Raw genomic sequence first — 25,415 nt, 5'->3', positions numbered from 1 at the left:
ATAATCATTTTTAATGATCATAAAAGGCTTTTATCGAACCCATTCATTCCAAACACCGTTTTGAGATTAGTGTTTGAAAGGTTTAAAAGCATTTTTATTCAAACCCTAAAAAAGGGTTTTTTCCTACAACGCTTTCAACAGCACGCTATTTAAACGCTCGTTAAAGCTTTTAGCGTCTTTTAAAGCCCCTTTTTCTAAAAGCTTCGCCCCATCATAAAGCAACCAGATAAAAGCGCTCAACTGCTCTTTATCTTCGCATTTTAAGAGTTTTTGCAAAATCGCATGGTTAGGGTTTAATTCTAAAGTTTTCTTGCTTTCAGGCACGCTTTGCCCCATTTGACGCATCCAATTAGCCATCATCGCATTTTGTTCATCGCCTATTAAAGCCACCGCTGAAGTGAGATGATTAGAAAGCTCTACGCCTTTAATCTCATCTTTAAGATTTTCTTCAAACGCTTTGATTAAATCTTTAAACTGATCTTTCACCTCATCATGGATTTCTGCCAAACCAAGCTCTTTTAGGCTCTCGCTATGGCTAGCGTCTCTAAAGGGCGTTTTATCGTATTCATTCACGCCTGGCATCACAAACGCATCAATTTCATCGCTCAACAACAAAACATCATAGCCTTTTTGAGCGTATTTTTCCAAAATGGGGGACGCTTTTAATAAGTCTAAATTTTCGCCTAAAAGGTAGTAAATGCTTTTTTGGTTTTCTTTTAAATTTTCTTTGTATTCTTTTAAAGAAATCCATTCTCCTTTGTTTTTGGAATAAAATCTCAACAATTCTAAAAGTTTTTCTTTGTTTTCAAAATCCCCATACAAACCTTCTTTTAACACTTTCCCGAAAGGCTCATAGAATTTATGGTAATTTTTGTTATCCTTGCTCAGCCTTTCAATCTCGCTTAAAATCTTTTTCACTGAAGCCGAACGGATATTGGCTAAAATCTTATTCTGCTGTAAGATTTCACGGCTCACGTTCAAGGGCAAATCTTCGCTGTCAATCACGCCTTTAACAAACCTCAAATAAGACGGCAACAATTCTTTGTCATCATCAGTGATAAACACCCTTTTAACATAAAGTTTGACCCCGCTTTTATAATCCACCCTGAACAAATCAAAGGGCGCTTTGCTAGGGATGTAAAAAAGCGTTGTGTATTCTAAAGAGCCTTCCACTTTATTGTGGATATAGCTTAAAGGCTCGCTGTTGTCATGCGCAAACGATTGGTAAAAGTCTTTGTAATCCTTTTCTTTCAATTCGCTCTTATTCATTTTCCATAAAGCGCTCGCTTGATTGATTTGCTCGCATTTTTCTTCTTTAACTTCTTTTTTATGATCCCCTTCGCCTTCCATTTTTGTATCGGTGTAAGTTAAAAAAATAGGGAAAGGGATATGCTCAGAATACTTTTTAACAATGCTATCAATCTCCCAACGGCTCGCAAAATGAGAATCTTCATCTTTTAAAAAGAGGGTGATTTCTGTGCCTTGCTCCTCTTTGACGCATTCGCTGATTTCAAACTTGCCCTTACCATCGCTCACCCATGCATAAGCTTGCTCGCTGGTAACTTTTTTGGTTTGAACGACAATCTTACTCGCTACCATGAACGCCGAATAAAAGCCCACACCAAACTGGCCAATCAGTGCACTATCTTTTTTCTTATCCCCACTCAAAGCGCTCAAAAAACTCTTCGTGCCTGATTTAGCGATCGTGCCTAAATGCTCAATGAGATCGTTTTTATCCATGCCTATACCATTATCTTTAATCGTTAAGGTTTTTTTCTGGCTATCAAAACTCAAATGAATGCTAGGCGTGGTATTGAGTCCTTTTAATTTCTCATCGGTTAGCATCAAATAATTCAGTTTATCCAAAGCGTCGCTCGCGTTAGAAATCAACTCCCTTAAAAAAATCTCTTTATTGGAATACAAAGAGTGGATCATCAAATCCAAAAGCTGGTTGATTTCAGTTTGAAAGGTGTATTCTTGATTAGACATTGAACTTTTTCCTTTAATAAAATTTTTAAGATTATACAATAAAAGCGCGCTTAAAAGGGGCATGCTATGGCTTAAAAATCACATGAAAGGATGTTTAATTCCTTAAAAACGATAACTCATAGAGCTCATAAAATAGCTTCTATCTTGAATGGTTTGAGCGAAATCAGGGTTGTAACCGCTTGTAAAAAACCCTACCTTATAACCCTTATGCATCGTGATCTGATAGCCATTAAGCGTTAACATTAAATAGATATGTTTTTTAATATTATATTTGAGAGTAACCCCTAAGCTTTGCGAATCAGCCCTTGGGGAATAAGTCAATTTCCCATACAATTGCACCAAAAGGTTTTTAATGCTCTTTCCTACAAAAGCGTTAATCGTTATGGAATTAGCGTTGTAAAAATTGGAATAAGCGTCTTCATAAGGGGTGTCATCTTTAGTGTCGTAAAAAGGATCCGCTGGCGAGCCATTCCAACCTAATTGAACGCTCGCGTTCCCAAAATTCTTATACACGCTCCAGCCAAAACGATAAGAGCGGAAATGCACTCTTTGAAACACAAACAAAGCCGCGCTTTTTTTACCCACTAAAGAGGCTCTGTAATAATCTTTAGACAAATAATCGCTATAGAGAGGAAACCATGCGTAAAAAGTCGTTTGGATGCGCCAAAGAGATTTCCAATAAGATTTTGTGTCATGGGTGATTTCAAATCCAGGAGCGTTAAAATTTTTAGGGTAAAACCAAATAAAAGGCGCGATCCTAATGTATTTATTTTCATAAATGAGGTTGAAATTGTGCATGCCGTAGTTGGTTTTTTGCTTGTAATTGACAGGGGCGTAAAAATCCCTAATATATTGCTCATTAGCTAAAGCCCTTCCAAAGGTGCTAAACCACTCTACCCTAAACTTTTTCCACCGGTAAAAAATCTCAAACCCTTGATTAAACCCGCTCAAAAACAAAGCTTTAGAGGGGTAACGCCCTAATTTAATCCCAAAAATGTCCTTATACTGATAATCTAAATACAAATTGTATAACACATAAGACCTGGCGTTTTGAGCCTTTTGCTCTCTGGTCCAATTTTGGCTGTGTTGCATCAAATAGCCCTCCCATCGCCCCATGTAATACCAGTTCGCCGGCTGAAACCCTGCCTTAGGATTGGCTTCATCAATCAAAAACTTCGTGGAATCATACGCTAACGCTCCTATTTCGCCCCCCACCCCAAAACCCAGTTTGTGATCTTCAATCCCTTTAGGGAGCAAACTAGAATCAATTTGCAAAGCCCCGGTAGTGGTTACATAACTCCCTGTAGGGTAAATCCCTTTTTTGGAATTGATGATTGATTGGTTGAAAGCGATGCGCGAAAACGATCCCACTCTCGCACTCACTTGATACTCAAAAGCACTGAGGAAAATCCCATTCAAAGCCAAAAACCCTAGCCAAATTTTTTGATTAAGCACCCTTTTATCAAACACCTTTTTTATTGAAGTCTGATATTATGCTATAAACAAACTCGCCATTTTGGTTTTGAAAAAAAAAAAAAAACGATAAAATCACAAAAATACCCCTTTTTTAGCGGGTTCAATTTCAAGATTTAAGGACTATGCATGCAAGAGATTATCCCTATTGTGGTGGTTTTTGATAACCACTATTGTATCCCTGCTGGCGTGAGTTTGTATTCCATGCTAGTGCACGCCAAACGAGAGAGAGAGAGAGAGAGAGAGTAAAACTCTTTTATCAAATCCATTGTTTGGTGGAGGATTTAAGCGCTGAAAATGTAGCCAAATTAGAAGAAACGATCGCTCCTTTTAGCGCTTTTTCCAGTATAGAGTTTTTGGATATTTCTAATGAAGAATTAAAACCACGCCATAATTACCGCAAGCTTGATCCTTTAATAGCGAGTGAAATTAAAAAATTGTATTTAAAACTCAATGCTTTTTCGCAAAAACGCTTTTCTAAAATGATCATGTGCCGTTTCTTTTTTGCCTCCCTTTTCCCCCAATACGACAAGATGATCATGTTTGATGTGGACACTTTGTTTGTGAATGATATTAGCGAGAGCTTTTTTATCCCCCTTGAAGCGCATTATTTTGGGGCTGTGAGGGAAAAAGATTTGATCGCTATGGACAGGAATTCGGCTAAGGATTTATACGAATTACGCCAAATGCGCGCAAAATCTATCGGCGTTACTGACGCTTTCCCTAATTTAGAAGAAGTGCAAATCCTTTTTGACAACTACTTTAACGCCGGGTTTTTAGCCTTAAATTTAAAATTGTGGCGTGAAGAAAATCTGGAAAACCAATTGATTGGATTTTTCCTTTTAAAAAATGAAAAACTTTTATTTAACGATCAAGATACTTTGTGTTTTGTGTGCCGTGGTAGGATTTTAGAATTGCCTTACTCCTACAACGCCCACCCCAGTTTCCTTGATACGCCATCATTCCCTAGCATCAAAGAAGCGCACATGCTGCATTTTTGGGGCGATAAACCTTGGAAGCTCTTAAGCGTCATTGGCGCGAAAAAATGGCATGAAATTTTGATCCAAACGCCTTTTAAAGACGCCTATTTTAACGCTCCCTTTTTAGATCACCTCTTTGAATCCCTTCAAAACAGAGACAAAGAAACCCAAGAAATCCACGCTTTCAATAAAGCCCTATCTTTTTCAGACAAGCGGTATTCTTTTGAATTCCTTCTGCCTAGGCTTTCTTCTAAACTCCTTGTAGGATTTTTGATTTTTAAAGCCAAACAAAAAGCGAAGCGATTGGTTAAAAAAATACTAAAAGCGTTTTTTAAAATTTAACACAAAAGGGCTTGACGCTAAGTCAAGCGGTATTTTCTTAAAAAAGCGGTCTTTCAAAATTAACGCGAGCAGGCGTGCGTTTGTGTGGGCTGAATGTCCTTATTATCGGCTAATTTTTCCCTTTCCACCTTGTCTAAAAAAGCGCTCAAATCCTTTGCCATTTTTTCAAAAATCTTAGCGCTCACGCTATCAGGATGAGAGATCACAATCGGTTCACCCTTATCCCCCCCTAAACGCACTTTAGGCTCTAAAGGGAGCTTGGCTAAAATCTGCGTGTGGTAAGCTTCTAATAATCCACTCATGGAATTTGAGCCAAAAATCTCGCTCTCTTTCTTGCAATGCTCGCACACAAAACTCCCCATATTTTCTACAATGCCTGCAATAGGAATGTGTAGTTTCTTAAACATGTCCAAACTCCGTTTAGCATCATCTAAACTCACTATTTGAGGCGTAGTAACGGTGATTCCTGCGCTCAAAGGCACGGCTTGGGCTAGCGTGAGCTGCGCATCGCCTGTTCCTGGGGGCATATCCACCACCAACACATCTAAATCCCCCCAAATAATATCGCTTAGCATCTGCTCAATCGCTCGCATGAGCATGGGCCCTCTCCAAATGAGACTCTGCCCCTCATCATACAAAAGCCCCATGCTCATCACAGAAACGCCAAAAGCTTTTAAAGGAATGAGTTTTTTACCGCTAGGATCCATGATCACATCAGCGTTTTGCAAGCCCATCATTCTAGGGATATTAGGGCCATACACATCAGCGTCTAGTAGCCCCACTTTTTGGTTTAAATTCGCTAAAGCGATGCTTAGATTCACGCTGGTGGTGCTTTTACCCACACCGCCCTTGCCTGAGCTTATCATCACTACATGCTTGATATTTTTAGCCAGATTTTTAGTGGTGGGCTTTGGGGCTTGGGGCTTTGGCGGGGTTTTAATATCCAAATTTAAAGCTTTCACGCCTATTTCTTGCATCGCTTTGGAGATATTTTCCCTTAAAATCGCGCTCGTTTCTTCAGAGCTTGAGGGGATTTCTATTAAAAGCCCTAACTGGTTGTCATGCAAGGTGATGTTTTTAACAAAACCAAAGCTGACAATATCCTTTTCAAAATTAGGGTAAATGATCGTTTTTAACGCGTTTAAGATGTCTTCTTGGGTGAGCATTTTAATCCTTAAAATGATAGTATTTGAATTTTCTTTATAGCATGTTTTGTTTAATTTTGCATTATAAATTAAATTTGAGTTTTGAAAGGATAGGGCATGAAATTTTATAAGCGTGTTTTGAAATTGCACCATTTTAGGAATTTGGATAGAAAATCGCCTACGGAGTTGCTTTTAAATTCAAGTTTTGAAAAACATGGGGGGTTGGTGATCTTAGTGGGGGAAAATAATGTCGGCAAAAGCAATGTTTTAGAAGCTTTGACAATCTTTAATGATGCGGGTGTCAAACTTTGTAGTGAAGAAGATTATTTTAAAAACCATGAAAAAGACACCCTTTTAAGTTTAGAAGAAGAAGCAATCCTTGATCATAAAATCACAGATTTTTCTTGCGTGGATTTAAAAATTCAATCTAAGGAAGTTAATAAAGGATTAAAGGAATTATCAAAAATATTAATCAGCTATCCTTTTGAAAAACATGTAGAAGCTTTAGGGGAACAATGTAACAACAGCGTTTATATTCCCACTAACAATAACGACTATTCAAAGATTTGCACTCTTGTGAGTAATTTTATAAATCTTATAACTTCTTACAATTCATTAGGATTATTTTTACATTTTTACAAAGAAAAATTAAAATTGAGCGAGCTTGTAACCAAATATGCCGATGCAACCAACAATCTGCTTTTCAAAGAATTAATCAAATATGTAAGCGGTAATAGCGAAGGGATTAAAACTTTTTGTCAGTGCATCAAAGAAATCATAAAGTGCAATACGCCTAATAAAAAACACAACTCAGATGAATTTTTTATCATGGGGAAACACAAACAAAACCAATTAGAAAAAATTTATTCTTGTTTTAAAAAACTTAGTGAAAAAGAAATCAAACCAAAAGATGTGGAATATATCTTAAAAAAGCTAGAAGCTTTAGATGAAATTTTTAAGACTACTGACTCTAATACAAAATTCACACCAAAAACTAAAGCTCTATTAAATGAACAATCTCAAGAAAAATTATCAGAGTTTGTCAAAGAGATGATTGAAAAAATAGACGAAAAATACCCCATCAATGAAAAATTTAAACAGCAATTTAGAACATTCCGATTAAATATAGGCAACCTTAAAAAGAAAATTAAAAATTCTTTAAAAAACCTTGAAAAAACAAGAGAGGATTTTGAGCGAAACAAAGAGTCGCTGATCCGAGAAATTGAAAATCACTGCAAAAATGAATGCAATAGCGAAGAAGAGCCAGAGTATAAGATTAATGATCTACTCAAAAATATCCAACAAATATGCAAAAATTATATAGAAAGTCATGCCGTTAATGATGTGTCTAAAGATATTAAATCCATGATGTGTCAGTTTTATTTGAAACAGATAGATTTATTAGTCAATTCAGAAATTGTGCGATACAGATACAGCAATCTTTTTGAACCAATACAAAGATCTTTATGGGAGAGTATAAAAATTTTAGATAATGAAAGTGGCATTTATTTGTTCCCTAAAAATATTGGTGAAATCAAGGATAAATTTGAAGCAAACAAGGAAAAATTCAAACAAAGCAAAAATGTTTCTGAGTTCGCAGAATATTGCCGAGAGTGTAACCCCTATACAGCGTTCAACTTTCATCTAAATATAAATAATGGTTTATCTCATCAATTTGAAAAATTCGTGCCAATCATGAAAGAATACAAAGAGCCAAAAATCACAGATAATGACCTTGAAGCCATATCAACCAAAGAGACTGGTCTTGCTAGCCAATTATCTGGGCACTGGTTTTTTCAGCTTTCGTTATTTAATAAAACAAACTTTAATCCTAATAAAATTTGGATTCCTTTAGAGTTCAATAAAAGATCAAAAATAAAGTTTGATAAAGATTTAGAAATCTATTTTGATAGTCATGGATCGTTCAATATCTCTAAAAAATACTTGCAAGAAATAGATCAAGAATCACTAAAAAAGATCAAACAATCAAAAGATTTTTTTCCAATTCAAAAAATAGAGAGTAAGCATGATAATAACGATATACTGCAACTTGAATTTTTTGAGAATGACACAAGCTTTCTTTTTGCTAAAGGAAGTTTTGCAGAAATTTTAGAATACAACATGCAATTAAAAATAGATTCTTTAATTACAAAAGAATTTAACAGGCTTTTAGCGATCGCTGAAGATAGCCCTCAAGATAGTTACCAATTGAAAATTCGTGTCCGACACAACAATAAATTTTATGATTATTCAAAGAAATCTACGGCATATGAAATAAAACTTGAAATTCATGATTGCAGAAAATCTGATAATCAAAATGAGCCAATCATCTTAAGCCAGCAAAGCACCGGCTTCCAATGGGCGTTTAATTTCATGTTTGGTTTTCTTTATAATGTGGGATCACATTTTAGCCTTAACAAGAATATTATCTATGTCATGGACGAGCCAGCCACTCACTTGAGCGTGCCAGCCAGAAAGGAGTTTAGGAAGTTTTTAAAAGAATACGCTCATAAAAATCATGTTACTTTTGTTTTAGCCACCCATGACCCCTTTTTAGTGGATACGGATCATTTAGATGAAATAAGGATTGTGGAAAAAGAAACAGAAGGCTCTGTAATTAAGAATCACTTTAACTATCCCCTAAATAATGCAAGCAAAGACTCCGACGCTCTTGATAAAATCAAACGCTCTTTAGGGGTGGGTCAGCATGTTTTCCACAACCCCCAAAAACACCGAATCATTTTTGTAGAAGGCATCACGGATTATTGTTATTTGAGCACTTTCAAATTGTATTTCAATGAGCGAGAATTCAAAGACAACCCCATTCCTTTCACTTTCTTACCCATTTCAGGGCTTAAAAACAATCCAAACGACATGGAAGAAACCATTAAAAAACTTTGCGAGTTAGACAATCACCCTATTGTTTTGACAGATGATGACAGGAAATGCGTTTTTAACCAAAAAGCAACGAGCGAACGATTTAAAAGGGCTAATGAAGAAATGCATGATCCCATCACAATCCTACAACTCTCAGACTGCGATAGGCATTTCAAACAAATTGAAGATTGTTTCAGCGCAAACGATAGAAAAAAATACGCTAAAAATAAGCGAATGGAATTGGCCATGGCGTTCAAAACAAGGCTTTTGTATGGCGGAAAAGATGCGGTAGAAAAACAAACAAAAAGAAATTTTTTAAAATTATTCAAATGGGTTGCATGGGCTACAAACTTGATCAAAAACTAAACGCAACAAACGATTAAAAAAGAATATATCAAATTTGATTATAATACCCCACAAATACTATTATTGAAAGGATTTTGATGTTTAAAAAATGTGTTTGAGCTTGCTGATGATAAGCGGTGTTTATGTGGGGGCAAAGGATTTGGATTTCAAGCTGGATTATCGCGCAACTGGGGGGAAACTCATGGGGAAAATGACGGACTCTAGTCTTTTAAGCATCACTTCTATGAACGATGAACCGGTGGTGATTAAAAATCTTATTGTCAATAGGGGAAATTCATGCGAAGCGACTAAAAAAGTAGAACCCAAATTGGGCGATAAGTTTAAAAAAGAAAAACTCTTTGATCATGAATTAAAGTATTCACAACAGATATTTTACCGCTTGGATTGCAAGCCTAACCAATTGTTAGAAGTTAAAATCATCACGGACAAGGGCGAGTATTACCACAAATTTTCCAAATAAAAATTTGGTTTTTGTTCTAATGGGGTGTTGGTGATAAAATTTAAAAACGCTAAAAACTTTTTTAATATCAAAAAGTTTGTTTAGCAAACGGTAATTTCTTGTAATGCGGTATTATGGGGTTAGGGGGGATTTAGTTGGGGGGTTAAAGGGATATTAAAGCGCAAAATATCCCCTATCCCTTTAAAAGTTTGCCATAAAATAAAGCAGCCAAAGCCCCCTTTTTTAAAAAAACAGACTAAAGAATATTAATTTCTATATTAGGTTCTCAATTGGTTGTTGGTTGAGTTTTTGGTTGAGACGCTACTAGTCATTGGAAGAATTGTGTTCAAAAAAAATATAAAAAATAACAAAAGGATAAGTATAACCGACTATTATAATAGTCAGTTATTTATCTTATAAAATTAAAGAAAGTTATATAACCTAGCTCAGATAAGATAAATATTAAAGCGATAACTGGTCCAATTATATAAGGAAAAAATATCATTATAGTAACTAGAATAGAGCCGAGATATTCAACGAATTATATTCTACTAAAAAACCATCACTCTCAACTTCATCGTCATCAGTATCGCCTCTAAATGCCATTATGGTAGCTCTAATAGCTGTTAATACTAATACAATAATGATTTAGATATTAGAATAACTACAATACCTCTAAACATTATTTGTCTTTTACTTTAAAAATAATTTCTGCTATAGGAAATAACATTCCTAAAGAAACCCCTTCATGGAGTTTCTTTTTGAGCTTGCTCTAAAGCCATTTGCGCATGCTTGCAATCCTTTTTAAAAGACTTCGTAATAAAATTAACCTTAAGCGTCGAATCAAAGGCTTGATGGCATTTTTTAAGCTTGTGATCGCGCTCTTGTGGGTCTTGCAAGTAATATTTCACTGAATGCACAAAACTGAAATGAAACCCCATAGGAGGGATACGACTCTCTGGAGTGCCTTCGCAATGATCGCTACAATAACTGCTTTGCGACTTTAACCCCCCAACACCACTAAAAATAAAAAAATCACCTTTTTCATCAATACTCCTTCAATATCTTCCTAACTTCCTCCAAAATACACCAACGCTGAACCCCAAGTCAATCCCCCACCAAAAGCGTCTAAAAGCATTAAATCGCCCTTTTTCAAACGCCCCTCTTCATAAGCTTCGCACATGGCCATAGGGATACTGGCTGCTGAAGTGTTGCCGTATTTATGCACGGTTAAAACCACTTGCTCATCTTTAAAATCCAAATGCTCTCGCACCGCTTGAATGATCCTAAAATTAGCTTGATGCGGGATAAACAGACGCACATCTTCAGGTTTGAGAGCGTTTTTTTCTAAAATCATTTCCACATCTTTTAAAAGCGTTTTTACCGCCAGTTTAAACACTTCATTGCCCTTCATGCACAAAAAAGGCTCTAAAGCTTCTTCTTTAGCGTTAAAGGGCGTGGGTTTTAGAGTCCTTGGCGTATAAAGATAATTAGAAAAATTCCCGTTCGCTGAAATCTGCACGTCTAAAATGCTTTCTTTTAAACGCTTGGTTCTGCCTATCACGCACGCCCCAGCCCCATCGCCAAATAAAATACAAGTCCCCCTATCCTTAAAATCTAGCACGCTGCTCGTTTTTTCTGCCCCCACAATCAGCACATTTTCGCACATCCCGCTCTCAACATAAGCCTTAGCCACCGATAATAAATAAATAAAACCCGTGCAAGCGGCTGAAATATCAAACGCCGGCTTGTTTTCAATGCCTAATTTCGCGCTCAACACGCAAGCGGTTGAAGGCATGGCCAAAAAATCAGGGCTTAAAGTCGCCACAACCACCAAATCAATGTCTTTTGGGGTTAAATGCGCTCTCTCTATGGCCTGTTTAGCCGCTATTACCCCTAAATCGCTGCTTTTTTCTTCATCGTTAGCGAAACGGCGCTCTTTGATACCAGTCCTTTTTTCTATCCATTCATCGCTGGTATCCAAAAATTGCTGAAACTCTGCATTTTTCACACGCTCGCTTGGAACATGCATCGCAATGGATTTAAGAGAGGCGTAAAATTCCATTCAATCCCCTTAAAATAGTCATCTTTAAGCGTCTTGCTGATCGCTTTGAGGCACAGAAACGCTAGGCTTCAAGCTCTCAAACGCTTGAGTAATCCTCAAACAAACCTGACTTTCAACAGCGCTAATAGCTTGATAAATCGCGCATTCAACCGCTCTAGCGTTGCTCTTGCCATGGCTAATGATCACGCTTTTATTCACGCCTAAAAGCGGTGCTCCACCATATTCAGCGTAATCGGTTTTTTGTTTTAAAATACCAAACGCATTCTTAAGCATCAAAGCCCCCATTTTAGATTTAAAAGAGCTTTTAATTTCATCTTTAAAAATAGAGCCTATCGCGCTAGCGACCCCTTCTGTTGTCTTTAAGACCACATTCCCCATAAAGCCATCGCAAACCACCACATCCACAACCCCTTTGAAAATATCGCTCCCCTCCACATTGCCATAAAAGAAGTCATAAGTTTTCAGCATTTTATGCGTTTCTTTAACGAGCATGTTCCCTTTAATATCTTCTTCGCCATTACTCAAAAGACCCACCTTAGGGCTATCATAATGCAGCACGCTTTTAGCGTATTCATACCCCATAAGAGCAAAATCAATCAAATATTCAGGCTTGCAATCGGTGTTCGCTCCTGCGTCTAATAGCACGCTAGGGCGTTTGCCAACGCTAGGCATTAAAGTGCAAATGGCAGGCCTTTCAACCCCCTTGATACGCCCTAAACGCAAGGTTGCTAAACCCATAGTCGCTCCGCTATGCCCCGCTGAAATCAAAGCGTCAGCCCCATTTTTTAGAATATCCATGCCCAAGTAAATGGAAGATTCCTTACGCTTAATCGCCTCAGTGGCGGCTTCTTCCATTTTAATATAATCTTGCGTGTGGATCATTTCCACTTTGCTAGCTAACTCTTTAGAAATAAAAGGGGTTGCTTTGTCTTTATCCCCCACTAAAACCGCACTAAAACTCTTATTCTCTAAAGCCCTTGAGACTCCCTCAATAACGGGTAAAACCCCATGGTCAGCTCCCATTAAGTCTATTACAATTTTCATCATGCGTCCTTAAAAGGCTTGTTGCAATCCGTTGCAATCCTTTAAAATACTTTCTATCATTAAAGATAGCTTTTATACTAGTATTCTTTAGTAAATTTGTTAATATGGTGGGGAAGTTTCCAAGTGCCATCTTTAGCTTTTATGGGCTTAGCCAGCTTAACGCTATAATGCGTGCGCCTTTTTGCCGCTCTTGTCTTACTCACTCTTCTATCAGGTACTGCCATAAATTCTCCTTCATTTCAATCTGCATAATGGTAGTCTAATCTAATAGACTCCACTTCAGAGCGTAAAATCTCGCTCAAATCAATAAAACCATTGAAAGATTCAATAACATCTAAATTATCAAAATCCAAACTTTGGCTTTGCGTATCCCACAACCCGTCTGAAATATGCAAAACCAACGACTCATCAAGGTTTTTTTTAAACTCTTTACCGCTTGTATCGCAAATAAGCATCAATTCACCCTTAAGGCGCGCTTCCAAACGAAACAATTTCGCCCCCACTCGTATAACTTCGCCCTCTAAAACCACTCCCTCATGCTCTAAAGAAAACGCTCTAGGCACATTAAAAGCGATTTTACGCATTTCAAATTGCATGCTTACTTAAAACGCCCTTAAACCTTAAAGATCCCTAGCGGCAAAAAAGAAAGCGATTTCATTGCACGCGTTTTCCAAGCTATCGCTCCCATGCACCGCATTAGCGTCAATGCTTTCAGCAAAATCCGCTCTGATAGTGCCTTTTTGAGCGAGTTTGGGATCAGTCGCTCCCATAAGATCTCTGTTTTTAGCTACCGCATCTTCGCCCTCTAAAACCATAACCACTACCGGACCACTGACCATAAATTCTATTAAATCTTTAAAAAAGGGTCTCTCTCTGTGGATCGCATAAAAGTTTTCAGCGTCTTTAACGCTCAAATGCAAGCGTTTCATAGCAATGACTTCCAAGCCGTTACTCTCAAAGCGATCAATGATCTTGCCTACCACTTTTTTCTTAAGCGCATCCGGTTTAATAATAGACAGCGTTCTTTGTTTCAATTTAAACTCCTTGTGAATTGTTGATTATACAAAAATTTCCTAAAATATTACCCTTAAAATATTTTTTTAACGCTTAAAGAACGCTTTAATCTCCTCAGCTTTGTTGGTTTTTTCCCAAGTGAATTCCTCTAATTCGCGCCCAAAATGCCCATAAGCTGAAGTGAGCGAATAAATGGGCCTTAACAAATCCAAGCTTTCAATAATGCCTTTTGGCGTGAGTTTGAAAACCGCTTTCACGCATTTTTCTAGCTCTGCGCTTGAATACTTGCTCGTGTTATGCGTGTTCACATAAATAGACACTGGCTCTATCACCCCAATCGCATAAGCAAGCTGCACGGTCGCTTTATCGCAAACCCCGCTCGCTACCAAATTTTTAGCCACATAGCGGGCCGCATAAGCCGCGCTCCTATCCACCTTGCTAGGGTCTTTCCCGCTAAACGCTCCCCCCCCATGCGGGCAAAACCCTCCATAAGTATCCACGATGATTTTTCTGCCTGTCAGACCCGCATCGCCTTGAGGCCCACCGATAACGAATTTTCCTGTGGGGTTTATAAAAAACTTGATATTGTCATGCAAATATTCTTTGGGTAAAACCTTATACACGATCTCTTCAATCACGGCTTCTTTTAAATGCTTTTGTGAAACTTCTGGGGAATGTTGGGTAGAAATAACAATCGTATCAACGCTTACAGGCTTGTTGTTTTCATAACGCACGCTCACTTGAGACTTGCCATCAGGCCTTAAAAAAGGCAAGATGTTGTCTTTTCTTTTTTGAGCCAAAGCGAAAGCGAGTTGGTGCGCTAAATGAATGGGTAAGGGCATGAGCGTTTCAGTCTCCTTGCATGCATAACCAAACATAAGCCCTTGATCCCCTGCCCCAATCTCGCCATCTTCTCTATCCACGCCTTGATTAATATCAGGGCTTTGTTCGCCAATACCATTTAAAACCGCCGCGCTCCTGTAATCAAAGCCATAAAGGGCGTCTGTATAGCCAATTTTTTTAACCACTTCTCTTGCGATCTCTTGCATAGGGGCATAAACAGAAGTTTTTAATTCGCCAGTGATCATGCAAAACCCGTTAGAAACTAAAGTCTCGCATGCGACTTTGGCTTTTTGATCCCGCTCAATAATATAATCTAAAACCGCATCGCTGATTTGATCAGCCATTTTATCAGGATGCCCCTCGGTTACTGACTCAGAAGTGAAAAGAAAACTATCTTTCATTGATTGTCCTTATTAAAATAATCATTCGTATTCAAAATGGACTTATTATAGCTTATTTCATTCTTTAAGACTTGAAAAACCCTTTAGCTTTTTGCAACAAACTCGTTTTTTGCTGTTTCCTGAAATTCGTCCGTAAATGAGCCAGGAAATGGTGCCATTCATGGATTTCCATAGCAGGGATCGCTCCGGCAAAATTAGTGTTAGGGGGCAAGTCTTTACCCACCGCGCTTTTACCCCCAATTTGAGTGAATTCGCCCACATGCAAATGCCCCCCAATGCCCACTTGACCGCCAAAAACCACATTACGGCCAGTGGTTGTAGAGCCGCTCAAGCCCACTTGAGAAACGACGATGCTGTGCTCGCCTAAAACGCAATTATGCCCGATTTGAACCAGGTTATCAATCTTAACGCCCTCTTTAATCAAAGTCTCGCCAAACACCGCCCGATCAATCGCCGTGTTAGCGCCAATTTCTACATTTTTTTGAATCCTAACAATCCCCACATGCTCAATTTTGACATGCTCTCCTAAAGCGGTGTGCGCATAACCAAAGCCATCGCCTCCGATCACACTGCCTGCATGGATAATCACATTATCCTCTAAAATCGTGTTTTGATACAAGATCACACGAGGATACAAAACGCAATTTTTACCGATTTTGACCCCATCAGCGATCACCACACCCGGATAAATCAAAGAGTTTTCGCCAATTTCTACGCCCTCTCCAATCATCACATTAGGCATGATCGTTACTCTTTCAAAATGTTTAGGCTCATTCACGCTTTCTGGGTTTTTAAAAAAAGGGATTTTAAAGGCATGCGAAGCTTTGGCAAAGGCTAAATGCGGGTTATCCACGACTAAAGCTTGCATGTGTTTTGGCACTTTAGAAGATTCTTTTTTACGGATAAACACCGCCCCGGCTTTGGAATCTTTTAAAAGTTTAAGGTAACGCGCTTGGTCAATATAGCTAATATCATTAGGCGTAGCCTTATCTAATTCCGCTAAAGCATGCACTTCAAAATCGTTTGAAAATTCCGTTTCAATAGAATAGGCGCTTAACAATTCGCTTAATTTCATCAATACCCCTTATTGTTCTGCAAATCCCACAACAGCGTAGCTTTATTATCTTTTTCTTCCACAGCCCCCATGCCCATCACATGATAGCCGGCATCCACAAAATGCACTTCCCCACTCACCCCATTAGACAAGCTAGAAAGCAAATACATCCCAGCATTGCCCACTTCCTCTAAACTCACATTTTTTCTTAAAGGGGCGTTGATTTCATTCCATTTTAAAATCATCCTAAAATCAGCGATCCCGCTAGAAGCGAGCGTCCTGATAGGCCCGGCCGATAGGGCATTCACTCTAATATTATGTTTGCCTAAATCCACCGCTAAATAACGCACCGCGCTCTCTAGGGCCGCTTTAGCCAACCCCATCACATTGTAATGCGCCATGTATTTGGTGCTGCCTAAATAGCTTAAAGTCAAAACAGACGCCCCGTTATTCAATAAAGGTTTTAGAGTGTTTGTCAGCTCTATTAAAGAATAAACAGAAATTTCCATAGCGGTGTTAAACGCGCTTTTAGAAGTTTCTAACAAACTCCCTTCTAAAGCCTCTTTAGGGGCAAAGGCCACGCTATGAACGATAAAATCCAATGAGCCTAAATCCTGCTTAATATTATTGTATAGCGACTTGAAATGCTCTTCTTTACTCACATCCAATTCATACACATAGGGGCTATTCAATTCCTGTGCGATAGGCCTCACGCGCTTTTCTAAGCTCTCATTCAAATAAGTGAAAGCCAAAGTAGCCCCTTGATTGAAACAAGATTGAGCGATCCCATAAGCGATGGATTTATTGTTTGCCACCCCTACAATAAGCCCTTTTTTACCTTTTAAAAATCCCATGATTTTCCTTTATAAAAATGAAATGATTGTTTTAAAATTTTCTAATTCCCAAGACGCGCTCCCAATCAATAAGCCATCCACGCTATCAATCCCTAAAATTTCTTTAGCATTTTGCGCATTCACGCTCCCCCCATACAACAAGGGCGTTTTTTGATTTAAAATTTGCTTTAAAAAACCATGCGTGAGATAAATATCTTCTAAAGAAGCGCTCTTTTTTGCGCCAATCGCCCAAATAGGCTCATACGCCACAATTAAATTGGAATAATTGAGATCAATATTTTCTAATTGCTCGCTTAAAAATTCCTTTACAGCCTTAAAACCCTTTTCTCTGGTCGTTAAATCTTCGCCAATACAATAAATAATTTTAAAATTTTTACCTTTAAAAAAATCAAACTTTTCTTTCAAAAAGCTAGGGCTTTCCTTTAAAAGCGTTCGCCTCTCGCTATGCCCTATTAAAAGCGTGTGGATTTTGAGTTCTTCTAAATGCTTTGAAGTGATTTCACCGGTAAAAGCCCCACAATCTCTAGGGTAAGCGTTTTGCACCCCTAAAGTGAAATGCAAAAACGAATTAGGCAATAACCCCAAAAAATCAGGGAATACAAACACCCTATCAAAATGCTGCGGTTTTAAAGTTTTTTCTAATTCTTTTAAATACGCATGGCTTTTAAAAATAGGCATAGCGGATTTAAAATTAGCCATGGCAATTTTTGTCATTGAATGATCCTTATTTTATAGGTGGTCTATCCCTTATTATAGCATTCAAAAAATGTAAATTTTAAACAATAGCCCCCTTGAATTGAATTTTTTCCCAATTTAGGTTTTGTTTATAAGAAAAATTATTTCAAATGTAGTAGAATTAAGGCAGTGTTTTTGCGTCAAGCGATTTTAGGTTAATTTTGAGTTTTTAGGAGCAGTTTTTATGCAACAAGAAGAGATTATAGAGGGTTATTATGGCGCTAGTAAAGGGCTTAAAAAGAGCGGTATTTACGCTAAGCTGGATTTTTTACAGAGCGCTACGGGCTTGATTTTAGCGCTCTTTATGATAGCGCACATGTTTTTGGTCTCTAGTATCTTAATTAGCGATGAAGCCATGTATAAAGTGGCGAAATTTTTTGAAGGGAGCTTGTTTTTAAAAGCGGGCGAGCCGGCTATTGTGAGCGTGGTTGCAGCAGGAGTTATTCTTATTTTAGTCGTGCATGCTTTTTTGGCGCTAAGGAAATTCCCTATCAATTATCGGCAATACAAGGTTTTTAAAACCCATAAGCATTTGATGAAACATGGCGATACGAGTTTGTGGTTTATCCAGGCCTTAACCGGGTTTGCGATGTTTTTTTTAGCGAGTATCCACTTGTTTGTCATGCTCACAGAGCCTGAAAGTATTGGGCCTCATGGCTCAAGCTATCGTTTTGTCACGCAAAACTTTTGGCTTTTGTATATTTTCTTATTGTTTGCCGTAGAATTGCATGGTTCTATTGGGTTGTATCGCTTAGCGATTAAATGGGGGTGGTTTAAGAATGTGAGCATTCAAGGCTTAAGAAAAGTCAAATGGGCGATGAGCGTGTTTTTCATTGTTTTAGGGCTTTGCACCTATGGGGCTTACATTAAAAAAGGTTTAGAAAATAAGGACAATGGCATTAAAACCATGCAAGAGGCCATAGAAGCTGATGGGAAATTCCACAAAGAATAAGGGTAGAAAATGAAAATAACATATTGTGATGCGCTAATTATTGGAGGCGGATTGGCTGGGTTAAGGGCTAGTATCGCATGCAAACAAAAGGGTTTAAACACCATCGTTTTAAGCCTAGTGCCTGTCAGGCGTTCGCACTCGGCGGCCGCTCAAGGGGGCATGCAAGCGAGCCTTGCGAATGCTAAAAAAAGCGAGGGCGATAATGAAGATTTGCACTTTTTAGACACGGTTAAAGGGAGCGATTGGGGGTGCGATCAGCAAGTGGCTAGGATGTTTGTAACCACTGCCCCTAAAGCCATTAGGGAATTGGCCAGTTGGGGGGTGCCTTGGACTAGGATTAAAAAGGGCGATAGGCCTGCGGTCGTCAATGGTGAGCATGTAACTATCACTGAAAGAGACGATAGGCATGGTTATATTCTAAGCCGTGATTTTGGCGGCACTAAAAAATGGCGCACATGCTTTACGGCTGATGCCACAGGGCATACCATGCTTTATGCGGTCGCTAATGAAGCCTTACGCCACAAAGTGGATATTCAAGACAGAAAGGACATGCTCGCTTTCATTCATCATGATAATAAATGCTATGGGGCGGTGGTAAGGGATTTGATCACAGGCGAAATTTCAGCGTATGTTTCTAAAGGCACGCTTTTAGCTACCGGAGGTTATGGGCGCGTGTATAAACACACCACTAACGCTGTGATTTGCGATGGAGCCGGGGCTGCAAGCGCCTTAGAAACCGGCGTGGCTAAATTGGGCAACATGGAAGCGGTGCAATTCCACCCTACCGCTTTAGTGCCAAGCGGGATTTTAATGACCGAAGGTTGTAGGGGCGATGGCGGCGTTTTAAGAGACAAGTTTGGCAGACGCTTCATGCCCGCTTATGAGCCGGAGAAAAAAGAGCTTGCGAGTAGGGATGTGGTCTCAAGGCGGATTTTAGAGCATATCCAAAAAGGCTATGGAGCCAAATCGCCTTATGGGGATCATGTGTGGCTGGATATTGCTATTTTAGGGCGTAACCATGTGGAAAAAAACTTGAGAGATGTGCGCGATATTGCCATGACTTTTGCGGGCATTGATCCGGCGGATAGCGAGGAGCAAACCAAAGACAACATGCAAGGAGCGCCTACTAATGAGCCAGAATACGGCCAAGCGATGGCTAAGCAAAAAGGCTGGATCCCCATAAAGCCCATGCAACACTATTCTATGGGTGGGGTTAGGACAAACCCTAAAGGCGAAACCCATTTAAAAGGCTTGTTTTGCGCCGGTGAAGCGGCATGCTGGGATTTGCATGGGTTTAACCGCTTGGGGGGAAATTCTGTGAGTGAAGCGGTGGTCGCTGGCATGATCATAGGGGATTATTTCGCCTCGCATTGTTTGGAAGCGCAAATTGAAATCAACACGCAAAAGGTTGAAGCCTTCATTAAAGAAAGCCAAGATTATATGCATTTTTTATTGCATAATGAAGGCAAGGAAGATGTGTATGAAATCAGAGAGCGCATGAAAGAAGTCATGGATGAAAAGGTGGGCGTTTTTAGAGAGGGCAAAAAATTAGAAGAAGCCCTTAAAGAATTGCAAGAGCTTTATGCGCGCTCCAAAAACATTTGCGTGAAAAACAAGGTTTTACACAATAACCCTGAATTAGAAGACGCTTACCGCACCAAAAAAATGCTCAAACTCGCGCTTTGCATCACTCAAGGAGCGTTACTGCGCACTGAAAGCAGAGGGGCTCACACAAGGATTGACTACCCTAAAAGAGACGATGAAAAATGGCTTAATCGGACTCTAGCGAGCTGGCCTAGCGCTGAGCAAGACATGCCCACGATTGAATACGAAGAATTGGATGTGATGAAAATGGAAATCAGCCCTGATTTTAGGGGCTATGGCAAAAAGGGTAATTTCATCCCCCACCCCAAAAAAGAAGAGCGCGACGCTGAGATTTTAAAAACGATTTTGGAATTAGAAAAGCTTGGAAAAGACAGGATAGAAGTCCAACATGCGCTCATGCCTTTTGAATTGCAAGAAAAATACAAAGCCAGGAACATGCGTTTAGAAGATGAAGAAGTCAGGGCTAGGGGGAACATTTGTATTCTTTCAACGTCCATGATTTATTAGACCAACACAACGTTAATCTAAAAGGAGAACACCATGAGTGATAATGAACGAACGATTGTAGTTAGAGTGTTAAAATTTGACCCTCAAAGCGCGGTGAGTAAGCCGCATTTTAAAGAGTATCAATTGAAAGAAACGCCATCCATGACGCTCTTTATCGCTTTAAACCTCATTAGAGAGCATCAAGATCCGGATTTGAGTTTTGATTTTGTGTGCCGTGCTGGGATTTGCGGCTCTTGCGCGATGATGGTTAATGGGAGACCGAGGCTAGCTTGTAAAACCCTAACTTCTAGCTTTGAAAGCGGGGTGATTACGCTCATGCCCATGCCCAGTTTTACGCTCATTAAAGATTTGAGCGTGAATACTGGCGATTGGTTTTTGGATATGACTAAAAGGGTGGAGAGTTGGGCGCATTCTAAAGAAGAGGTGGATATTACTCAGCCGGAAAAAAGGATTGAGCCTGATGAAGCTCAAGAAGTCTTTGAACTAGACAGGTGTATTGAATGCGGGTGCTGTATCGCTTCTTGTGGGACCAAACTCATGCGCCCTAATTTCATTGGAGCTGCTGGCATGAACAGAGCCATGCGTTTTATGATTGACAGCCACGATGAAAGAAGCGATGACGATTTTTATGAATTAGTCGGCGATGATGATGGCGTTTTTGGGTGCATGAGCTTGATTGCTTGCCATGACACTTGCCCTAAAGAATTACCCTTGCAAAGCAGTATCGCTACTTTGCGTAACCGAATGTTGAAAGTGGGTAAAAGCCGCTAATTTCTTTTAGTGGGTCGTTTTTGAAAATCTTTTTAGTTTTTTTAAGCGTCTTTTTTTTTAATGGGTGTTTTGGGTTAGTCTATAAGACTCCCATTTCAAGCCCACCTATCTCTTATGATCCCTACACTACCACCATTGGGAGCTTATACGCTAAAAATTTAAAAGAAAACCCTAACCATAGTGCGGCCATTCTTTTAGAAGACGGCTTTGACGCTTTATTGCACAGAGTGGGTCTTATCAGAATGAGCCAAAAAAGCATTGACATGCAAACTTATATCTATAAGAACGATCTTTCCTCTCAAGTGATCGCTAAAGAACTTTTAAATGCAGCCAATCGTGGGGTGAAAGTGCGCATCCTTTTAGATGATAACGGATTGGATTCAGATTTTTCAGATATCATGCTTTTAAATTTCCATAAAAACATTGAGGTGAAAATTTTTAACCCCTACTATATCCGCAATAAAGGCTTGCGTTATTTTGAAATGCTTGCGGATTATGAACGCATTAAAAAACGCATGCACAACAAGCTTTTCATCGTGGATAATTTCGCTGTCATTATAGGGGGGCGCAATATTGGGGACAATTATTTTGATAACGATTTAGACACGAATTTTTTAGATTTAGACGCTTTGTTTTTTGGGGGGGTTGCTTCAAAAGCCAAAGAAAGCTTTGAACGCTATTGGAGATTCCACCGCTCCATTCCTGTTTCATTGCTAAGAACCCATAAAAGACTCAAAAACAACGCTAAAGAAATCGCTAAACTCCATGAAAAAATCCCTATCAGCGCCGAAGACAAAGACCAGTTTGAAAAAAAAGTCAATGATTTTATAGAACGCTTCCAAAAATACCAATACCCCATTTATTATGGGAATGCCATTTTTTTAGCCGATTTGCCCGCCAAAATTGACACGCCCTTGTATTCACCTATCAAAATCGCTTTTGAGAAAGCCCTTAAAAACACTAAAGACTCCGTTTTTATCGCTTCATCGTATTTTATTCCAGGTAAAAAGATGATGAAAATCTTTAAAAATCAAATTTCTAAGGGGATTGAATTGAACATCCTTACCAATTCCCTTTCATCTACTGATGCGATAGTGGTCTATGGGGCGTGGGAAAGGTATCGCAACCAATTAGTGCGAATGGGCGCGAATGTCTATGAAATACGAAACGATTTTTTCAACCGCCAGATTAAAGGGCGCTTTAGCACCAAACATTCCTTGCATGGCAAGACGATTGTTTTTGATGACAATTTAACGCTTCTAGGGAGTTTTAATATTGATCCGCGCTCTGCATACATCAACACTGAAAGCGCGGTTTTGTTTGACAACCCGTCTTTTGCTAAAAGGGTGCGTTTGTCGCTTAAAGATCATGCCCAACAATCATGGCATCTGGTGGTGTATCGGCATAGAGTGATTTGGGAAGCGGTGGAAGAAGGCACTTTAATCCATGAAAAAACTTCGCCTGACACTTCCTTCTTTTTACGCTTGATTAAAGAATGGTCTAAAGTCCTTCCTGAAAGAGAGCTTTAAAACTTTTAATGCCCTTTATTTTGCGAAAAAGCGATGTTATTGGTAACGGCGGCTAAAAGCGCTGAACACACAAACACCAAATGGATCACCACTTGCCAAAAAATGGGGTTATGCGATAAAGGCGTGTCTTTAGGAATGCTAGATAGAACGTCTTCTAAACTCATGTAGCGTTTGAGCAAGAAAATCGCCGAAATGGCTACAATGGAGAGTGAAACCTTTAACTTTAAAGCGTTAAAATCCGTGTGCTTTAGCCAGGTGATTTCACTGGCATCCACCTTGTCTAATTTAGAAACAAAGCTTTCATAACTAGCGAGCAACACCATCAAAACAAGCCCGGCCATAAACAACAAATCCACTAAACCTAAGGCTGATAAAACCAAATCCGTTTCACTAATGGTGTCTAAATGGCTGAGCATGTGCCACAACTCTTTCATGAACACATAGCCTAAAACCACCAACACTAACGACATGGCAATGCATAAAGGGGCTAGCAACCAACGAGTGGCAAACAACACTCTTTCAATCAATTTTTCCAACATCTCAACTCTTTTAATTATGGCTTTTTGAAGCCTTGATTATAGCTAATTTTAAAAAACCTATTAAAATGACTGATGCTTTCTTTTTGGTAAAATCATATGGATTGATAGTCTTAAAAGCTGTTTTAATCTTTTTTGTATTACAATTCTTTCATGCGGTCTGGGTTTGTTACTTCTCCTTGACTGCTAGTAGTGGGTATGAATGTTTGATTTAAAACGCATGTTTTTCCATTTTTTACCTCTTACCCCTACTTTACTAAATGCTATTACTTTGTTTTAGCTGTCTTATATTTTGCTTGCTAGTTAAAAAGCCGTCATATTCTTTGCTATCCATTAAATTCATAACGCTCTTTATTTTTTAAATGGGATTACTTTATTTTAGTTTTATACAAAACTCTTAAGAAAATAGGGGTATTTTGCAAACTCTCCCCCATAAATCCCTCTAACCCCTAAGAGTGCATCACAAGAAATTATCGCTTGACTAACGCTAAACTCTTTTAAGTTTGTAAAATCTTTAACGAACCTCTATGACAACCGGTTTAGTCATCTTTTTGCTGACCTCATCAGCATGCATTAAGGCTTCTTGCTTGCTCTTATAAGGGCCTATGAGGTAGCGTTTAGTAGCCCCCCTATCTTCAATCTTATGGGGGAATTGGTTAAACGCTTGTAAAAACGCTTTATTAGGCGTGTGTGCAAAAACCCCCACTTGCAAATAATGCCCTTTAGTAAGGTTGGTTTTAGAATTGGCTTTTTTAGGAACTTCTTTATGAGCTTCTTTTTTGACTTTTGGTTCTTTAACCGCATGCTTAGCTTTATCTTTATGAGCTTGCTTATCTTTAGGGGTTACTTTGGGCTTTTTATGGGGGGTTTCTTTTTTAGCCACAGCTTGAGATTCTTTTTGAGCGATTATAGGAGTGTGCTCAACAGCTTTTAATTCTTTTTGAGCTTCTTGTTTTTCTTCTGTTGTTTTCATCTCCGTTTGAGCTTGATTGGTTTGAGTGGGCATGTTAAACGCATCATTTTCTTGTTTTTTAACATTATCCGCCACTTTGTCTAACTTGTCTTCTTGCTTGGAAGGATCCAAATTCAAGTTTTCAAACTCATCGTCTTTTTTCTCATCTTTAGTGTTGCCTATTTTTTGCATCCCACTATCGGCTTGTAAAAAAGTCTCTTTAGGAGCGACTCTCGTGCTTTTCCAAAACACCATTAAAAGCACCGCTAAAATGATAATGGCTATAGCCACGATCAAAAACACCTTTTTAGTGCCGCCCCCATTATTTTCTTCTTCTAAGATCACTTCATTCAGTCTTTCTTTTTCTGACATCAAAAATCCTTTCAAAAATGGTTATAAATGCTTCGCCCAAGAGCTCCCGCGCTCTTTTGCAAACACTTCATAAGGTAAAGCTAAAATATTAAATTCCTTAGGCCATTCATTGCTAGGGAATACCTTCCATTCTTTAGGCAACCCTTGTGCTAATTTCATGGACAAAGTTTTAACCAACCTTTCACCCTCGCCTAATTCCGTATGCCCCTTATGCACATACAAATGCAAATGCCCTGGCGTTTTCGTGTTATAAGCGGTAAAATTCATAAAACCTTCCTCACGAAGCAATAACTGCGCCTTATGGTAAAAACGCTCCGGGTTCCTCCCGTTATAATCAAACACAATGTTTTCCACCTTATCGTTACGCAAGATGAGATTGTGTGCGATTTCTATCTCCCTTTTCAAATGCTTTTGAATGAGCGAGCTTGTGAGCATGGCATTCACTCTTTGGAATTTATTATAGTAGCAACGCCCCGCATAATCCACCCTCTCCCCCAAGCCTGGTTTTTTTTCAAAATAATGGCTTGTGTCTATCTTAATGAGCTTTAATTCCATTTCTGTCATCTTGAC

At 38.9% G+C, this 25,415-nt stretch carries 22 protein-coding genes and 3 pseudogenes; 9 read left to right on the top strand and 16 right to left on the bottom strand.

Annotated elements, in window-relative coordinates:
• Nucleotides 1–123 precede the first annotated feature (123 nt).
• On the bottom strand, nucleotides 124–1,989 hold the full coding sequence (gene htpG / locus D2C72_00340; protein ID QEF44143.1) for a molecular chaperone HtpG: 1,866 nt from the start codon (nucleotides 1,987–1,989) through the stop codon (nucleotides 124–126).
• Between the two features lie 102 nt (nucleotides 1,990–2,091).
• Nucleotides 2,092–3,444, bottom strand: a complete 1,353-nt coding sequence (locus D2C72_00335) for an outer membrane family protein (GenBank protein QEF44142.1) — start codon at nucleotides 3,442–3,444, stop codon at nucleotides 2,092–2,094.
• Between the two features lie 191 nt (nucleotides 3,445–3,635).
• Between D2C72_00335 and D2C72_00330 the strand changes: the two genes are divergently transcribed.
• Nucleotides 3,636–4,784, top strand: coding sequence for a glycosyltransferase family 8 protein (locus D2C72_00330; protein QEF42937.1), 1,149 nt, complete (start codon nucleotides 3,636–3,638; stop codon nucleotides 4,782–4,784).
• 59 nt (nucleotides 4,785–4,843) lie between these two features.
• Here D2C72_00330 and D2C72_00325 read toward each other — a convergent pair whose 3' ends face one another.
• Nucleotides 4,844–6,082 (bottom strand): MRP family ATP-binding protein, encoded by a 1,239-nt coding sequence (locus D2C72_00325; GenBank protein QEF44141.1) that lies wholly within the window; start codon nucleotides 6,080–6,082, stop codon nucleotides 4,844–4,846.
• Here D2C72_00325 and D2C72_00320 point away from each other — a divergent pair.
• The 3 genes and pseudogenes from D2C72_00320 (at nucleotide 6,047) to D2C72_00310 (ending at nucleotide 9,965) form a co-directional block, all read left to right on the top strand.
• Nucleotides 6,047–9,172 (top strand): ATP-binding protein, encoded by a 3,126-nt coding sequence (locus tag D2C72_00320; protein QEF42936.1) that lies wholly within the window; start codon nucleotides 6,047–6,049, stop codon nucleotides 9,170–9,172. The genes D2C72_00325 and D2C72_00320 overlap by 36 nt on opposite strands.
• An 88-nt stretch (nucleotides 9,173–9,260) precedes the next feature.
• Complete coding sequence (locus D2C72_00315; protein ID QEF42935.1) at nucleotides 9,261–9,632, top strand: hypothetical protein; 372 nt, start codon at nucleotides 9,261–9,263, stop codon at nucleotides 9,630–9,632.
• Nucleotides 9,633–9,782: 150 nt separating this feature from the next.
• Nucleotides 9,783–9,965: pseudogene (locus D2C72_00310) on the top strand (hypothetical protein).
• A 392-nt stretch (nucleotides 9,966–10,357) separates the two neighbouring features.
• Here D2C72_00310 and D2C72_00305 read toward each other — a convergent pair.
• From D2C72_00305 to D2C72_00260, 10 genes are all read right to left on the bottom strand, one after another.
• Entirely contained in the window at nucleotides 10,358–10,639 is a 282-nt protein-coding gene (locus tag D2C72_00305; protein QEF42934.1) for a hypothetical protein, read from the bottom strand.
• Nucleotides 10,640–10,680: 41 nt separating this feature from the next.
• Nucleotides 10,681–11,676, bottom strand: a complete 996-nt coding sequence (locus D2C72_00300) for a ketoacyl-ACP synthase III (GenBank protein ID QEF42933.1) — start codon at nucleotides 11,674–11,676, stop codon at nucleotides 10,681–10,683.
• A gap of 24 nt (nucleotides 11,677–11,700) precedes the next feature.
• The gene (gene plsX / locus D2C72_00295; protein ID QEF42932.1) at nucleotides 11,701–12,723 is read right to left on the bottom strand and encodes a phosphate acyltransferase PlsX; all 1,023 of its coding nucleotides are present in this window, start codon (nucleotides 12,721–12,723) and stop codon (nucleotides 11,701–11,703) included.
• 74 nt (nucleotides 12,724–12,797) lie between these two features.
• Nucleotides 12,798–12,944, bottom strand: coding sequence for a 50S ribosomal protein L32 (gene rpmF / locus D2C72_00290; protein ID QEF42931.1), 147 nt, complete (start codon nucleotides 12,942–12,944; stop codon nucleotides 12,798–12,800).
• Between the two features lie 15 nt (nucleotides 12,945–12,959).
• Nucleotides 12,960–13,316, bottom strand: coding sequence for a hypothetical protein (locus D2C72_00285; GenBank protein ID QEF42930.1), 357 nt, complete (start codon nucleotides 13,314–13,316; stop codon nucleotides 12,960–12,962).
• 24 nt (nucleotides 13,317–13,340) lie between these two features.
• Nucleotides 13,341–13,754: a nucleoside-diphosphate kinase gene (locus D2C72_00280; protein ID QEF42929.1), complete on the bottom strand. Its 414-nt coding sequence runs from the start codon at nucleotides 13,752–13,754 to the stop codon at nucleotides 13,341–13,343.
• A gap of 66 nt (nucleotides 13,755–13,820) precedes the next feature.
• Complete coding sequence (gene metK / locus D2C72_00275) at nucleotides 13,821–14,978, bottom strand: methionine adenosyltransferase (protein ID QEF42928.1); 1,158 nt, start codon at nucleotides 14,976–14,978, stop codon at nucleotides 13,821–13,823.
• A gap of 64 nt (nucleotides 14,979–15,042) precedes the next feature.
• Entirely contained in the window at nucleotides 15,043–16,053 is a 1,011-nt protein-coding gene (lpxD, locus tag D2C72_00270) for a UDP-3-O-(3-hydroxymyristoyl)glucosamine N-acyltransferase (GenBank protein QEF42927.1), read from the bottom strand.
• On the bottom strand, nucleotides 16,053–16,886 hold the full coding sequence (gene fabI / locus D2C72_00265; GenBank protein ID QEF42926.1) for an enoyl-[acyl-carrier-protein] reductase FabI: 834 nt from the start codon (nucleotides 16,884–16,886) through the stop codon (nucleotides 16,053–16,055). Before fabI ends, lpxD begins: the two co-directional genes overlap by 1 nt.
• Before the next feature lie 9 nt (nucleotides 16,887–16,895).
• Nucleotides 16,896–17,600 carry a triose-phosphate isomerase gene (locus D2C72_00260; protein ID QEF42925.1) on the bottom strand — a complete coding sequence of 235 codons (705 nt, stop codon included), beginning with the start codon at nucleotides 17,598–17,600 and terminating at the stop codon, nucleotides 16,896–16,898.
• A gap of 205 nt (nucleotides 17,601–17,805) precedes the next feature.
• Between D2C72_00260 and D2C72_00255 the strand changes: the two genes are divergently transcribed.
• The 4 genes and pseudogenes from D2C72_00255 (at nucleotide 17,806) to D2C72_00240 (ending at nucleotide 22,985) form a co-directional block, all read left to right on the top strand.
• On the top strand, nucleotides 17,806–18,573 hold the full coding sequence (locus D2C72_00255; protein ID QEF42924.1) for a fumarate reductase cytochrome b subunit: 768 nt from the start codon (nucleotides 17,806–17,808) through the stop codon (nucleotides 18,571–18,573).
• Nucleotides 18,574–18,582: 9 nt separating this feature from the next.
• Nucleotides 18,583–20,726, top strand: a pseudogene (locus tag D2C72_00250) (fumarate reductase flavoprotein subunit).
• Nucleotides 20,719–21,456 (top strand): fumarate reductase iron-sulfur subunit, encoded by a 738-nt coding sequence (locus D2C72_00245; GenBank protein QEF42923.1) that lies wholly within the window; start codon nucleotides 20,719–20,721, stop codon nucleotides 21,454–21,456. The pseudogene D2C72_00250 and the gene D2C72_00245 overlap by 8 nt, the downstream one beginning before the upstream one ends.
• Before the next feature lie 20 nt (nucleotides 21,457–21,476).
• Nucleotides 21,477–22,985 carry a phospholipase D family protein gene (locus tag D2C72_00240; GenBank protein QEF42922.1) on the top strand — a complete coding sequence of 503 codons (1,509 nt, stop codon included), beginning with the start codon at nucleotides 21,477–21,479 and terminating at the stop codon, nucleotides 22,983–22,985.
• Nucleotides 22,986–22,990: 5 nt separating this feature from the next.
• On the opposite strand, the gene D2C72_00235 is transcribed toward D2C72_00240, so the two are convergent.
• Nucleotides 22,991–23,524 (bottom strand): TIGR00645 family protein, encoded by a 534-nt coding sequence (locus D2C72_00235; GenBank protein QEF42921.1) that lies wholly within the window; start codon nucleotides 23,522–23,524, stop codon nucleotides 22,991–22,993.
• Here D2C72_00235 and D2C72_00230 point away from each other — a divergent pair.
• A pseudogene (locus D2C72_00230) lies at nucleotides 23,487–23,704 on the top strand (hypothetical protein). The gene D2C72_00235 and the pseudogene D2C72_00230 overlap by 38 nt on opposite strands.
• Before the next feature lie 331 nt (nucleotides 23,705–24,035).
• On the opposite strand, the gene D2C72_00225 reads toward D2C72_00230, so the two are convergent.
• Together D2C72_00225 and D2C72_00220 are read right to left on the bottom strand one after the other, a co-directional pair.
• Nucleotides 24,036–24,845 carry an SPOR domain-containing protein gene (locus tag D2C72_00225; protein ID QEF42920.1) on the bottom strand — a complete coding sequence of 270 codons (810 nt, stop codon included), beginning with the start codon at nucleotides 24,843–24,845 and terminating at the stop codon, nucleotides 24,036–24,038.
• A gap of 21 nt (nucleotides 24,846–24,866) precedes the next feature.
• Nucleotides 24,867–25,409, bottom strand: a complete 543-nt coding sequence (locus tag D2C72_00220) for a DUF1882 domain-containing protein (GenBank protein QEF42919.1) — start codon at nucleotides 25,407–25,409, stop codon at nucleotides 24,867–24,869.
• Between the last annotated feature and the right edge of the window lie 6 nt (nucleotides 25,410–25,415).

It is taken from the genome of Helicobacter pylori, assembly GCA_008032955.1.
In the GTDB taxonomy this organism is placed as follows: Bacteria; Campylobacterota; Campylobacteria; order Campylobacterales; family Helicobacteraceae; genus Helicobacter; species Helicobacter pylori_DC.
This window is presented reverse-complemented; position numbering and strand designations above follow the sequence as displayed.

Coding starts and splice junctions, on each gene's coding strand:
- rpmF (QEF42931.1), bottom strand. CDS start 12,944: ATGGCAGTACCTGATAGAAGAGTGAGTAAGACAAGAGCGGCAAAAAGG.
- plsX (QEF42932.1), bottom strand. CDS start 12,723: ATGATGAAAATTGTAATAGACTTAATGGGAGCTGACCATGGGGTTTTA.
- lpxD (QEF42927.1), bottom strand. CDS start 16,053: ATGAAATTAAGCGAATTGTTAAGCGCCTATTCTATTGAAACGGAATTT.
- D2C72_00225 (QEF42920.1), bottom strand. CDS start 24,845: ATGTCAGAAAAAGAAAGACTGAATGAAGTGATCTTAGAAGAAGAAAAT.
- D2C72_00320 (QEF42936.1), top strand. CDS start 6,047: ATGAAATTTTATAAGCGTGTTTTGAAATTGCACCATTTTAGGAATTTG.
- D2C72_00220 (QEF42919.1), bottom strand. CDS start 25,409: ATGACAGAAATGGAATTAAAGCTCATTAAGATAGACACAAGCCATTAT.
- D2C72_00255 (QEF42924.1), top strand. CDS start 17,806: ATGCAACAAGAAGAGATTATAGAGGGTTATTATGGCGCTAGTAAAGGG.
- D2C72_00245 (QEF42923.1), top strand. CDS start 20,719: ATGAGTGATAATGAACGAACGATTGTAGTTAGAGTGTTAAAATTTGAC.
- D2C72_00285 (QEF42930.1), bottom strand. CDS start 13,316: ATGCAATTTGAAATGCGTAAAATCGCTTTTAATGTGCCTAGAGCGTTT.
- D2C72_00300 (QEF42933.1), bottom strand. CDS start 11,676: ATGGAATTTTACGCCTCTCTTAAATCCATTGCGATGCATGTTCCAAGC.
- fabI (QEF42926.1), bottom strand. CDS start 16,886: ATGGGATTTTTAAAAGGTAAAAAAGGGCTTATTGTAGGGGTGGCAAAC.
- D2C72_00315 (QEF42935.1), top strand. CDS start 9,261: ATGTGTTTGAGCTTGCTGATGATAAGCGGTGTTTATGTGGGGGCAAAG.
- D2C72_00260 (QEF42925.1), bottom strand. CDS start 17,600: ATGACAAAAATTGCCATGGCTAATTTTAAATCCGCTATGCCTATTTTT.
- D2C72_00235 (QEF42921.1), bottom strand. CDS start 23,524: ATGTTGGAAAAATTGATTGAAAGAGTGTTGTTTGCCACTCGTTGGTTG.
- metK (QEF42928.1), bottom strand. CDS start 14,978: ATGAAAGATAGTTTTCTTTTCACTTCTGAGTCAGTAACCGAGGGGCAT.
- htpG (QEF44143.1), bottom strand. CDS start 1,989: ATGTCTAATCAAGAATACACCTTTCAAACTGAAATCAACCAGCTTTTG.
- D2C72_00325 (QEF44141.1), bottom strand. CDS start 6,082: ATGGTGCAATTTCAAAACACGCTTATAAAATTTCATGCCCTATCCTTT.